Annotated in this window: 10 protein-coding genes and 2 pseudogenes; 2 read left to right on the top strand and 10 right to left on the bottom strand. The window is 60.8% G+C overall.

Going from position 1 to position 11898, the window contains the following annotated elements; all coding sequences use genetic code 11:
• From pdhA to EN914_RS09080, 8 genes and pseudogenes are all read right to left on the bottom strand, one after another.
• On the bottom strand, positions 1 to 1038 hold the full coding sequence (gene pdhA / locus EN914_RS09120; RefSeq protein ID WP_013531481.1) for a pyruvate dehydrogenase (acetyl-transferring) E1 component subunit alpha: 1038 nt from the start codon (positions 1036 to 1038) through the stop codon (positions 1 to 3).
• A 194-nt stretch (positions 1039 to 1232) separates the two neighbouring features.
• Positions 1233 to 1556, bottom strand: coding sequence for a septum formation initiator family protein (locus EN914_RS09115; RefSeq protein ID WP_013531480.1), 324 nt, complete (start codon positions 1554 to 1556; stop codon positions 1233 to 1235).
• A 276-nt stretch (positions 1557 to 1832) separates the two neighbouring features.
• On the bottom strand, positions 1833 to 3107 hold the full coding sequence (gene eno, locus EN914_RS09110) for a phosphopyruvate hydratase (protein ID WP_013531479.1): 1275 nt from the start codon (positions 3105 to 3107) through the stop codon (positions 1833 to 1835).
• Between the two features lie 376 nt (positions 3108 to 3483).
• Positions 3484 to 3849: a PRC-barrel domain-containing protein gene (locus tag EN914_RS09100; RefSeq protein WP_024505095.1), complete on the bottom strand. Its 366-nt coding sequence runs from the start codon at positions 3847 to 3849 to the stop codon at positions 3484 to 3486.
• A gap of 86 nt (positions 3850 to 3935) precedes the next feature.
• Positions 3936 to 4138: pseudogene (locus EN914_RS09095) on the bottom strand (dodecin family protein).
• A gap of 95 nt (positions 4139 to 4233) precedes the next feature.
• Complete coding sequence (kdsA, locus tag EN914_RS09090; protein ID WP_024505094.1) at positions 4234 to 5079, bottom strand: 3-deoxy-8-phosphooctulonate synthase; 846 nt, start codon at positions 5077 to 5079, stop codon at positions 4234 to 4236.
• On the bottom strand, positions 5076 to 5963 hold the full coding sequence (locus EN914_RS09085) for a VOC family protein (protein ID WP_127389053.1): 888 nt from the start codon (positions 5961 to 5963) through the stop codon (positions 5076 to 5078). The genes kdsA and EN914_RS09085 overlap by 4 nt, the downstream gene beginning before the upstream one ends.
• 118 nt (positions 5964 to 6081) lie before the next feature.
• Positions 6082 to 6372 (bottom strand): Dabb family protein, encoded by a 291-nt coding sequence (locus EN914_RS09080; protein WP_013531473.1) that lies wholly within the window; start codon positions 6370 to 6372, stop codon positions 6082 to 6084.
• Between the two features lie 572 nt (positions 6373 to 6944).
• On the opposite strand from EN914_RS09080, the gene EN914_RS09075 reads away from it, so the two are divergent.
• On the top strand, positions 6945 to 8201 hold the full coding sequence (locus EN914_RS09075) for a cyclopropane-fatty-acyl-phospholipid synthase family protein (protein WP_013531472.1): 1257 nt from the start codon (positions 6945 to 6947) through the stop codon (positions 8199 to 8201).
• A gap of 137 nt (positions 8202 to 8338) precedes the next feature.
• Positions 8339 to 9340: a glycerophosphodiester phosphodiesterase family protein gene (locus tag EN914_RS09070; protein WP_024505092.1), complete on the top strand. Its 1002-nt coding sequence runs from the start codon at positions 8339 to 8341 to the stop codon at positions 9338 to 9340.
• A 30-nt stretch (positions 9341 to 9370) separates the two neighbouring features.
• On the opposite strand, the gene EN914_RS09065 is transcribed toward EN914_RS09070, so the two are convergent.
• Together EN914_RS09065 and EN914_RS09060 are read right to left on the bottom strand one after the other, a co-directional pair.
• Positions 9371 to 11350, bottom strand: a complete 1980-nt coding sequence (locus EN914_RS09065) for a bifunctional 2',3'-cyclic-nucleotide 2'-phosphodiesterase/3'-nucleotidase (protein WP_127389052.1) — start codon at positions 11348 to 11350, stop codon at positions 9371 to 9373.
• 149 nt (positions 11351 to 11499) lie between these two features.
• Positions 11500 to 11898 (bottom strand): annotated as a pseudogene (locus EN914_RS09060) (NAD(P)/FAD-dependent oxidoreductase); the annotation flags it as partial.

The following is an 11898-nucleotide window of genomic DNA, read 5'->3' as shown; positions in this document are numbered from 1 at the left end:
TTACAATACGATATCGGTCCAGAGCTCGGACGGATCCGGCTCTGCATCGTTCTGGGCAAATTCGGCGGCGTCAGCGACGATGTCGCGGACCTCCTTGTCGATGGTCTTAAGCTCGTCCTCGGTTGCCCACTTCTTCTCGATGAGCCGCGCCTTGACCTGTTCGATCGGGTCATGGTCGGAGCGCATCTTCTGCACTTCTTCCTTCGAGCGGTATTTCGCCGGATCGGACATCGAGTGCCCCCGGTAGCGGTAGGTCTGCATTTCGAGAATGATCGGCCCGTTGCCGGCGCGGCACCATTCGGTCGCCTGGTCGCCGGCGGCCTTGACAGCGCGCACGTCCATGCCGTCGACCTGGATGCCGGGAATCTTGAACGAAGCGCCACGGTGCGAAAAATTGGTTTCCGCCGAAGAGCGCGACACCGAGGTGCCCATGGCATACCGGTTGTTCTCGATGATGTAGATCACCGGCAGCTTCCACAGCGAGGCCATGTTGAAGCTTTCATAGACCTGGCCCTGGTTGGCCGCACCGTCGCCGAAATAGGTCAGCGAGACATTGTTGTTGTCGCGGTAGCGGTTGGCGAAGGCCAAGCCCGTGCCGAGCGACACCTGCGCGCCGACGATGCCGTGGCCGCCATAAAAGTGCTTTTCCTTGGAGAACATGTGCATGGAGCCACCCTTGCCCCGTGACAGGCCGCCGCGACGCCCGGTCAGCTCGGCCATGACGCCGCGCGGCGACAGCTCCATCGCCAGCATGTGGCCGTGGTCGCGATAGGCGGTGATCATCTGATCGCCGTCGATCAGCGCCATCTTCATGCCGGTGACGACCGCTTCCTGGCCGATATAGAGGTGGCAGAAGCCGCCGATGAAACCCATGCCGTAGAGCTGGCCGGCCTTTTCCTCGAAACGACGGATGAGCAGCATGTGCCGGTAAGCGGCAAGCTCTTCGTCCTTGGTGAATTCGACAGGTTTGGGGGCCGAAAGCCCCGATTTGCCGTCGGATTTGGATTTGGCAGGCGCTTTTCTGGCGGCGGTGGCCATGCATCACTCCCTGTTGGCGTCTCTTCGTGGACATTAGAGCAGGATGAAATCTGCTCTGGGGAGATCAGCTCCTCCCCACCGATTTTAGGGAGGCTAACACGCGTCAAAGCGTTGCGCCATGCCGAATTTGCATAGCTGGCATGCGCCTAAGCGATTAAAATCATTGAAAATATTGGTGATTAACTTGAAATCAGTTATTTCGCCGAGGCCGGCAACATAATGGTGATTTCGTCAGCTTGGGACAGATTGAGCGCCTTGCGCGCCTGCTCATCGAGCATGTCCTTCTCGAGCGTGCCTTCATGCATCAGCCGAACGCGGCGCTCGAGCTCCATGCGGCGCGCCTTGATCGCATCGAGCTGGCCTTGCAGCGCAACCGTCTGGGCTTCCAGCTGATATTTCGAGTAGATACCGAATTCGCCGTGATAGGCATGAAAGCCGAAATAGGCCAGGAACGCCACGCAAAGCGAGGGAATGATCAGCCGGCCGGTGTTTCTCTGCTTGTGCTGACGCGTCCACATCGCCCGATTCCTCTAGAGCATGATGCCGAAAAGTGTGAAGCGGTTTTCGGACGACATCATGCTCTATCTCTTTGATTTAGAGTCGGATTCAGATTTCAGGTCGAACAGACCTGAGATCATCCGGCTCTAGCCCGCGAACTCAGGCGGCTCACGATCTTTCTCGCCCGATTGTGCTTAACGGACGGTTACGGGTGACCTGTTTGGCGGCGCCGAAACGAAAAAGGGCGGGAATGCTCCGGCCCTTTTGTCCGGTATCGATGAGCCGGTGTTTCCGGATCAGCCCTTGACCACCGACTTGCCGGCGTAGCTTGCCTGCTTGCCGAGCTCTTCCTCGATGCGGATCAGCTGATTGTACTTGGCCATGCGGTCCGAGCGCGAGAGCGAGCCGGTCTTGATCTGTCCGCAATTGGTGGCGACGGCGAGATCGGCAATGGTCGAATCCTCGGTTTCGCCCGAGCGGTGCGACATCACGGCGGTGTAGCCGGCCTTGTGCGCGGTCTCGACGGCGTCGAGCGTTTCCGTAAGCGAGCCGATCTGGTTGACCTTAACCAGGATCGAGTTGGCAACCCCCATGCGGATGCCGTCGCGCAGCCGCGCCGTGTTGGTGACGAACAAATCGTCGCCAACCAGCTGCGTCTTCTTGCCGATCAGGTCGGTCAGGTACTTCCAGCCTTCCCAATCGTCCTCGGCAAGACCGTCCTCGATCGAGATGATCGGATAGTCGGCGGCAAGCTTGGCCAGGTATTTGGCCTGGGCCTTGGGATCGCGCGTCTTTTTCTCGCCTTCATAGACGTAGTTGCCGTCCTTGAAGAACTCGGTCGCGGCGCAATCGAGGCCGAGCGCGATCTCGTCGCCCGGCTTGAAGCCGGCCTGCTCGATCGATTCCATGATGAAATCGAGCGCCACCGGAGCGCTTTTCAGGTTCGGGGCAAAGCCGCCCTCGTCGCCGACATTGGTGTTGTGGCCGGCATCCTTCAGTTTCTTGCGCAGCGTATGGAAGATTTCCGAACCCCAGCGGACACCTTCGCGCAGCGTCGGCGCGCCGATCGGCAGGATCATGAATTCCTGGAAATCGATCGGGTTGTCGGCATGCGCGCCGCCATTGATGATGTTCATCATCGGCACCGGCAGGAGATGCGCCTTGGTGCCTCCGACATAACGGTAGAGCGGCAGGCCGGCGGCATCAGCGGCCGCCTTGGCCACCGCCAGCGAAACGCCGAGAATGGCGTTGGCGCCAAGCCGGCTCTTGTTGGGCGTGCCGTCGAGCTCGATCATGGTCTGGTCGATATGAATCTGGTTTTCGGCTTCCATGCCGCCGATGGCCTCGAACAGCTCGCCGTTCACCGCCTCGACGGCTTTGAGCACGCCTTTGCCGAGATAGCGGGCGCCGCCGTCGCGCAGTTCGACGGCCTCGTGGGCACCGGTCGAAGCACCCGACGGCACCGCCGCGCGGCCCATCGAGCCGTCTTCGAGAATGACATCGACCTCGACGGTCGGATTTCCACGGCTGTCCAGGATTTCACGCCCGACAATGTCGACGATGGCGGTCATTTGCGATGTCCTCGATTGATCTGAAGAATGCCGCACGTCTTAGCCAAAGTGCTGCAAAAGGCAATCGGCCCGCTGGCAATTATTGCCGCGGCATCGGCCTCCGAACGATTCACGAAGCGCAAATCGCCGTCATCATAAGTCATGTACGGTCGGCTGACTTCCGGTTAAGGTGCAGCGCGCGGGGCGAAACAGGAGGAGTTTCGCCATGTCTCAGTTGAGCGGTATCGTGAGTCTGTTTCTAATCGCGGCGGCATTCCTGACGTCATGCGACAATCAGCAGTCGCCGCCGAAGGCGATGGCCCCCTTACACGTCAGCGAATAAGCCGGAATCCAAAGCGGCCCCGTCTCTCTCGACGGGGCCGCTTTGTCGTTGTTGTTAATGCCAGTAAGGCGTTACCTTGTAATAATTGTAGGATTCGTCGCGCGCCGCCTCGCCATCGGCACCGGTCAGTTCGTTGATCGAATAGGCCGGTGCCGCCATGAGTTGTTCCTTGGAAAACGGCACGACATAACCGCCCTTGTCCTCATCATAGTCGAGGCTTGCCCAGGGAATGGCGTGATATTTCTCGCCGATGCCAAGGAAGCCGCCAAAACCGATGACCGCGAACATGATCCCGTTCGTCATCTTGTCGAGCATCACATCCTCTATACTGCCGATGCTTGTGCCTTCGGTGTTGTAGACCGATGTGCCGATGACCCGCGAAGCGGCGATGGCTTGGGTGTGGCCAGTCTGGGTTGCCATGATTGTGCTCCTCATTGTGGTTTCGAACCATAATTGGACAATGAGGGGCGCGGGCGAAGGTTCCCGACTTTTTCGGCGTCGACCGATCACTCCGCGAGGATGAAGGTAACCTTCATGTTGACGCGATAAGCAACAATCTTGCCGTCCTGGACGACGATCTTCTGGTCCTGGATCCAGGCGCCTCGACGTTCTTCAGCGTTTTGGATGCGCGCGCAATTCCCTGTTCGATGGCGTCCTGAAAGCTCTTCTTCGACGACGATGTGATTTCGGTGACGCGGGCGACAGACATGGCTTCCTCCTGCCAAAACGCTCATTTGCCGGTCGAGCGTACAGGCGGCTTGCGCCGTCCACAAGCATCGGTGGTCGACAGAGGATATCTCCGGCCTAGAGACCCTTGGCGATGCGGTCGAATGCCATCAGCCGCTCGAGTAAAGCGGGCATGTCCTTCAACGGCAGCATGTTGGGGCCGTCGGAAGAGGTCGAGTTGTCAGGATCCTGATGGGTCTCGATGAAGACGCCGGCAACGCCGACAGCGACGGCCGCGCGCGCCAGCGTCTCGACAAAACGACGTTCACCGCCCGAGGAACCGCCCTGCCCGCCCGGCTGCTGCACCGAATGGGTCGCATCGAAGATCACCGGCGCGCCGATCTCTGCCATGACAGGCAAAGCGCGCATGTCGGAGACCAGCGTGTTGTAGCCGAAAGAAGCACCGCGCTCGGTGGTCAGCACATTGGCATTGCCGGATCCGGTGATCTTGGCGACGACGTTCGTCATGTCCCAGGGGGCAAGGAACTGTCCCTTCTTCACGTTGATGACCTTGCCGGTTTTCGCCGCGGCGACCAGCATGTCGGTCTGGCGCGACAGGAAAGCCGGAATCTGCAGGACATCGACATGCGGCGCCACGATGGCGCACTGCTCCTCGGTGTGGACATCGGTCAGCACCGGGAGCGAAAATTCCTTGCGCAGTTCGTCGAAGACGGGAAGTGCCGCGTCCATGCCGGCGCCGCGCGTCGCCGACAGCGAGGTGCGGTTGGCCTTGTCGTAGCTGGTCTTGTAGACGAGGCCTATTCCGAGCCTGCCGGTCAGTTCCTTCAGCGCGCCGGCCATGTCGAAAGCGTGCTGACGCGACTCGAACTGGCACGGGCCGGCGATCAGCGACAGAGCCGCCTTGTTGTCGAAGACGACATTGCCGACAATTACCGCTGAATTGGGCGCGACGGGCTTGTTCATTTGGTCTCCCGGAAGATGAAAGCCGCGCCCTGTCCGGGTGCAGGCTGCACGACAATATCATTGCCCGCTATATCGTGTTGGATGGAATTGGCCGCAAGCAGCCTCGATGTCACATCGGCGTTCCGAACCGAAAAGACCACCGCTGCGAAGCGTAGATCTGTCGGCGCGCCGGCCGGCAGGCCAAAGCGCGCGGTGAAAGCCGCGCGGTCAAGCACGCTCAAATCTGCATTCGGCAGGGAAAACATGCCGCCCTGCCTTTCGGCGGCCGGATTGTCCACCGTGACAGAAATCAACTCATGCTGCTTTCCAGGCGCATCGCTGACCGCCAAGATCTCGACAATTCCGGTCGCGCCGTTGGCGTGGGCCTGCAAAGCCGCGCGGTCGACATCAGGCGCGTTGACCCGCTCGCAGGCAAACAGGAAGGCGTCCGTGGCTTCGGCTCCGGCCGCGAAAGCGAGCTTGAACGATGCGATGTCGCTCTTGCCGGCTGGGTCGGTGAAAGCGCGCGAAAAACCCAGCATGTCTCCCGCCGAGATGCCGGCATCGACATAGCGTGCATGGTCGGCATCGGCATTGCCCGTACCTAGAACAATGGCGGAAAACCCCTCGTCGCCGTTGCTGTCGCGATAGGCGCGATCACGCGTGACGAAGACATTGCCGTCCGCGATAGCCTTTGCCGCCACCTGCTCGTCGCCGACCGCCAGCGGTTCGAGATACGTGCCGTCGGCCAGGAAAACACAGCAGTTTTCCGTTCCGAAGGGATGGATGCCGGTCGGGGCCACGACGAAGCCAAGCGCGGCGAGCCGGGCTCGCGCCACCTCAAGGCTCTGCGTTGGCAGCACCAGGTGATCGAGCGGCTGAGTGCCAGTGATGGTTCGGGGCATGCAGCCGCGATGTGCATCATTCCGCAAATCGGTTCAAGACTTGATCGCAATCCCGGCCATTTCGCCCCCGCCAGTTCACCGGACGTCGAAAAAGGCACCAGTTGGGACAAAGCCTCGATCAGCTTCCAGCAACGACATCGGCGGAATAGCGCAGTTCGCGCATCGGTTTGACCTTGCTGGTGGTCTGCGCATAGAGCGGGTGCGCCTTGTAGGCGGCCAGCGCGGCGTCATCGGCGAATTCCGCATAGACGACCACGTCGACCTCGTCCGACAGCGGATCCACCTTGGTGTTGAGCGTGACCTCGAACAGGCTGGAATGAGGAATGTTGCCGAGCGCCAGCAAGCCGGTGCGCACAGCCTCGACATCCTCTTTTCGCCGTGCGCTGAAGAAAACGATATGCCGGATCAACCCCGCCTCCTCGATCAAAATGCTGGGGTCTTTTGTGACGGCAGGACGTTGGCGTCAATCGACTAGGATGTCGCGGCTGCCGCCACTGGAGTTAAGCTCTGCCGGTAACATATCGCACAACATGGCTAAGCTCTCTCACTGTTGTGTCGAGATAGCGGCCCTGATTGTACATGCCATCCCAGATCAGGAAAAACGCGATGGCGGCAATGGCGATTACATAACGCATGGCTAGATCTATCGCACGAGCAATTCTGCGACCATAGGCGTTTTTTGCGCGCTCGGCCTTTGCTGTGCAAAAAAGCGGATTCTCGCTGGCGCAAGCATTCCGCGTGGCACAGCCCCGCTTGCGGCCTGCCTCTTGAAGTTTCGCCGCATGACGTGGAAGATCGCCGCAGGGATTCACTGGGAAGCGCTAAAGCTCTGGTAAAAGAGCGCGTGTTTCATTCGAGCCCGCCCGTCACTGAGCCGGTCAGCGCCCGGGACCGGCAACGGCGTTCGAAGCTGGCGAATGATCCAAGAGAACCGTGGCTCGGCAATCTGCCCCGACACCGCGGAAATCCAGGGGGCACGAGATGGCACAAAAGGAACTATTTGGCGCAGCATTGAGCGACGCGGTCAGGCTCGATGAGTTCAATTTCGCCGAGATCGTCAAAGGTCTGCCGGCGAAAGCGCGCATGGTGCTGTCGGCGGCGATGAACCTGCCGCGCGGTTCGCTCAAGGTGAGGCTGCCGGACGGCCGCGCCGTCCTCGTCGGCGGCAAGGGACCTGGCCCAGATGCCGAACTGGTGCTGAAGAATTGGCGCTTGCCCGGCCGCGCCTTTTCCGGCGGCACGATCGGCGTAGCCGAATCCTACATGGACGGCGATTGGGAAAGCCCTGATGTGACCAGCTTCCTGGAGCTATTCGTGGTCAATTCGGTCATTGGCGAGCGTATCGCGGGCGGCACCAGTTGGCTGATCAACACCGTCCAGCGCATCCGCCACTGGTTCAACCAGAACACCCGCACCGGTTCGAAGCGCAATATCTCGGCGCATTACGACCTCGGCAACGCCTTTTACAAGCAATGGCTCGATCCGAGCATGACCTATTCCTCGGCGCTCTACACGACCGGCGCCAACGACCTGGAAAGCGCCCAGGCCGCCAAATATCGCGCGCTGGCGAAAGACACAGGGATCGGCCCGAAGGACCATGTGCTGGAAATCGGCTGTGGCTGGGGTGGCTTCGCCGAATTCGCCGCGCGCGAGATCGGCTGCCGCGTCACCGGGTTGACGATCAGCCGCGAGCAGCACGATTTTGCAACGGCTCGCATCGCCAAGGCTGGCCTTGCCGACAAGGTCGACATCAAGCTGCAGGACTATCGCGACGAAACCGGCACCTATGACCGCATCGCCTCGATCGAGATGTTCGAGGCGGTCGGCGAGAAATACTGGCCGGTGTTTTTCGGCAAGATGAAGGCTTGCCTGAGACCCGGCGGCACCGCCGGCCTGCAGATCATCACCATCAACGAAGCCGCCTACGACACATATCGCGCAAGGCCGGATTTCATCCAGCGCTATGTTTTCCCGGGTGGCATGCTGCCGACACCGTCGATCCTGAAGACACTGGGCAAGGATCATGGCCTTGCCCATCTGCGCGAGCGCGTGTTTCCGGATGACTATGCGCGCACGCTTGCCGAATGGCGCCACCGGTTCTGGGCGTCATGGGAGAAGATCGTCCCGCTCGGCTTCGACGACCGCTTCAAGAAGCTCTGGGAGTTCTACCTGCACTATTGCGAGGCCGGATTCCGCGCCAGCTACATCGACGTGCGCCAGGTGGTCTACAAGGCGTAAGTCGACGCGTTCTTCGATTTCATTGCCGCCGACCAGGCGATATCGAGGATGATCTCGATATCGCCGCCCGGTCGCCGTCAAAAAGTCCGATCGCAAAGCAGGATGCCGCGCAGGACGGACGAATCGGAAATCACTTGATGCGCAAACGGACGATCTTCTTCGGCATCATCGTTGTCGCCGCGGCGGGCATCTGGCTCAACAACACCTCGCTGTTGTCGAGCCGCCCCGCCGGCAAGCCGGAAGTGCTTGCCCATCGCGGCCTTGCCCAGGACTACGCACGGGAAGGCATGACGGGTGAGACGTGCACGGCCAGTCGCATGTTGCCGCCGCGCCATGCCTACCTCGAAAACACGATCCCCTCGATGGAAGCCGCCTTCGCGCTGGGCGCTGACGCGCTCGAACTGGATGTTCACCCGACGACAGACGGCAATTTCGCCGTCTTCCACGACTGGACGCTGGATTGCCGCACGGAAGGCAAGGGAGAAACACGCAACCATTCCATGGCCGAGTTGAAGACCCTCGATGTCGGCTATGGCTATACGGCGGATAGCGGCAAGACCTTTCCGTTTCGCGGCAAGGGTATCGGCATGATGCCGTCGCTGGATGAGGTTCTGGCGCACTTCCCGGCCCGCCGCTTCAACATCAACGTCAAGAGCAACGATCCGGGCGAAGGCGAAAAGCTGGCCGCACGGCTTGCCATGCTATCGCCGAACGAGCGCTTCTATCTCTCGGTCTATGGCGGCGACAAGCCGATTGCCGCAGTCAAGGCAGCACTGCCGGACATGCATACGCTGAGCCGCGCGTCGCTGACGCAATGCATTCTGCGCTATGCCGCGCTTGGCTGGAGCGGCTATGTTCCAGATGCCTGCAGAAAAGGTACCTTGCTCATTCCCGTCAACATCGCGAAATGGATGTGGGGTTGGCCGAACCGGTTTCTCGATCGCATGCAAGGCGTCGAAAGCCGCGTCTATCTGCTCGGCCCGTACACCGGCGGCGACTTTTCGCAAGGGCTGGACGATCCCGAACTGATCAAGCAGCTGCCGAACGGTTATTCCGGCGGCATTTCCACCGATGCGCTGGATCTCGTCATGCCTGACATCAAGGAACGTTTCACCCAGCCGGCTCAATCCACGCCATAAGGCCGGGACTCGAGCCGACCCGAACCACCTTCAAAGCAGGATGCGGTATTTCGCGAAACCTGCCTCGCCCTCGCCTGCCGGCTCGATCTTCAGCGATTTCAGCTGCGCAATGAAATCCTTGGCCTTGGCGCCGGTTTCGAACACGGCGCTGGTTCCAGGCAGCGGCGCGAACGACCAGTTGTCGTCCGCGGAGGGGTTGATTGTACCTTCGCTGACGATGTAGCGGACGATGACGTCGCGATTGGTGTCCGGCGCTTCGTAAATGATCTTCGAGGCGTTGATGTCGGGGAAATTGCCGCCGCCGCCGGCGCGGTAGTTGTTGGTCGCGACGACGAATTTCTGTTTGGGGTCAATTGGTTTTCCATCGAAACTCAGGTCGACGATGCGATTGACGCCGGCGTTAGCCAGCCCGCCCTTGGCATCGTATTTCGGCGGCTGCGACAGGTCTATTTTAAAGGTGACGCCGTCGATGACGTCGAAATTGTAGGATGGGAAGTCGGTGTTGATGAGGGCCTGGTCGGCCTTCCCCGGCTCGATCCGGTTGAAGATCCCGGCCGACATTTCCAGCCATTCCTTGACCTGCGCACCGGTGATTTCGACCGCACGCACGGTGTTGGGATAGAGATAGAGGTCGGCGACGTTCTTGATGGCGATATCGCCGGCGGGCACGTCGGTATAGTAGTCGGCGCCGTTGCGCCCGCCGGCCTTGAACGGAGCGGCCGCCGACAGCAGCGGCACATCCTTCCATTGCGTGTTCTTCAGAATATCCCTGAGGTACCAGGTCTGCGCCTGGCTGACGACCTGCACCGACGGATCGTCGGCGACCAGCGCGAAATAGGAATAGAGCGGCGCGGAGGTCTTGCCAACGGGGCGGCGCACATAGGCCAGTGTTGCCTGGTGGTCCTGCTCAAGGGCCGCGATGATCCGCTTGTCGTCCGGGACAGTCGGTTTGTTCTTGTTGTCGACGCGTTCGAAGATCGGCCGCGCCTCGGAGGTGGCGGAAACGACCTTCCATTCCGACCCATCGCGTTCCAGCATCAGGTCGATCAGCCCCATATGCGAGCCCCAGAAACCGCCCATGACGGCGGGTTTGCCCTGCAGCGTGCCCTTTTGCGTGTCGACACCATCGAGCGACTGGAAATCCTTCTTGCCGGGGAACACCAGATGCTGGTGCCCGGTGAACACCGCGTCGATGCCGTCGACGCCGGCGACGAAGAACGAGGCGTTCTCCATCATGTCGCCCTGCTTCACGTCGATGCCGGAATGCGACAGCGCAATGACGATGTCGGCGCCCGCCTCCTTCATCTGCGGCACCCAGGCCTTGGCCGCCTCGACGATGTCGCGCGTCTTGACGTTGCCTTCGAGGTTCTTGAGATCCCAGACCATGATCTGCGGCGGCACGAAGCCGATGATGCCGATCCTGATCGGCTGCTCGGCGCCCGAACCGTCCTTGATCTTCTTGTCGAGGATGACATAGGGCTTGAGATAGAGCTTGTCGTCGCGCGGGTTCGCGGCAAGCTCGGTGCCGCGGATCAGGTTGGCGCAGACGAAGGGAAAATTGGCGCCGGCCAGCACCTTGTCCAGGAACGACAGGCCATAGTTGAACTCGTGGTTGCCCAGCGTCGAGCACTCGTAGCCGAGCAGGTTCATACCCTTCATGATCGGATGCAGGTCGCCGTCCTTCAGGCCCTTCTCATAGGCGATGTAGTCGCCCATCGGATTGCCCTGCAGCAGGTCGCCATTGTCGATCAGCATCGAATTCACCGCTTCCTTGCGCACGGCGTCGATCAGGGAGGCCGTGCGCGACAAGCCCAGCGTGTCGTTCGCTTTGTCGGCGTAATAATCGTAAGGCAGCACGTTCACATGGATGTCGGTGGTCTCCATGATCCGGAGATGCGCCTGGTTGGCCTGTGCGCGAGCGGAGAAGGGATGAAGCACGATCAGCGCCCCTGTAGCTGCGGTGCCAGCGAGGAAATCGCGGCGGGAGACGGGATGGAGCAGTTGCGACATGTTTTCTCCTCATCGACAACGTGACACGCCCTGCCCCGAAGCGAACTTCGCGCCGAAATCGGCTCAAGTCCATTCAAGAAGTTGCGTGCATCGGAAGGTCAGTCGACCAGCAACAGATGACGTGCGGATGAACGGTGCCGGTGAAGAAATCAGCCCTTGTCGTCGTCGCCCTGGGTGATCAGCCGCGCGCTGCGTTGCCCCGTCGCGTAGATCCATAGCCAGCTCAGCGAAACAGCAAGCCGGTTGCGAAAGCCGATCAGGAAATAGATGTGGGCCACTCCCCACAGCCACCAGGCGAGCCAGCCGGTGAGCTTGATCCAGCCGAAATCGATGGCGGCGGCGCGTTTGCCGATCGTCGCCAGATCGCCGGCATGCCTGTAGTGGAAAGGACGCGCGGTCGTGTCGCCGCCGAGCCTGGCCTTGATGGTAGCCGCAACATGTCGGCCCTCCTGCTTGGCGGAAGGCGCCACGCCGGGAACCGGCCGCCCGTCTGGCCGCAGCACATGAGCGGCGTCGCCGATGACGAAGATCTCCGGGCTGCCACGCAC

Origin of the sequence: Mesorhizobium sp. M7A.F.Ca.CA.001.08.2.1, from assembly GCF_003998455.1 — a bacterium.
Lineage (GTDB): Bacteria > Pseudomonadota > Alphaproteobacteria > Rhizobiales > Rhizobiaceae > Mesorhizobium > Mesorhizobium ciceri.
The sequence above is the reverse complement of the archived record's forward strand: the minus strand, read 5'-3'. Positions and strand labels throughout refer to the sequence as shown.

What these genes read in the sequence shown, in the direction of transcription:
- pdhA (WP_013531481.1), bottom strand. Translation starts at nt 1,038, where the DNA reads ATGGCCACCGCCGCCAGAAAAGCGCCTGCCAAATCCAAATCCGACGGC.
- EN914_RS09115 (WP_013531480.1), bottom strand. Translation starts at nt 1,556, where the DNA reads ATGTGGACGCGTCAGCACAAGCAGAGAAACACCGGCCGGCTGATCATT.
- eno (WP_013531479.1), bottom strand. Translation starts at nt 3,107, where the DNA reads ATGACCGCCATCGTCGACATTGTCGGGCGTGAAATCCTGGACAGCCGT.
- EN914_RS09100 (WP_024505095.1), bottom strand. Translation starts at nt 3,849, where the DNA reads ATGGCAACCCAGACTGGCCACACCCAAGCCATCGCCGCTTCGCGGGTC.
- kdsA (WP_024505094.1), bottom strand. Translation starts at nt 5,079, where the DNA reads ATGAACAAGCCCGTCGCGCCCAATTCAGCGGTAATTGTCGGCAATGTC.
- EN914_RS09085 (WP_127389053.1), bottom strand. Translation starts at nt 5,963, where the DNA reads ATGCCCCGAACCATCACTGGCACTCAGCCGCTCGATCACCTGGTGCTG.
- EN914_RS09075 (WP_013531472.1), top strand. Translation starts at nt 6,945, where the DNA reads ATGGCACAAAAGGAACTATTTGGCGCAGCATTGAGCGACGCGGTCAGG.
- EN914_RS09070 (WP_024505092.1), top strand. Translation starts at nt 8,339, where the DNA reads ATGCGCAAACGGACGATCTTCTTCGGCATCATCGTTGTCGCCGCGGCG.
- EN914_RS09065 (WP_127389052.1), bottom strand. Translation starts at nt 11,350, where the DNA reads ATGTCGCAACTGCTCCATCCCGTCTCCCGCCGCGATTTCCTCGCTGGC.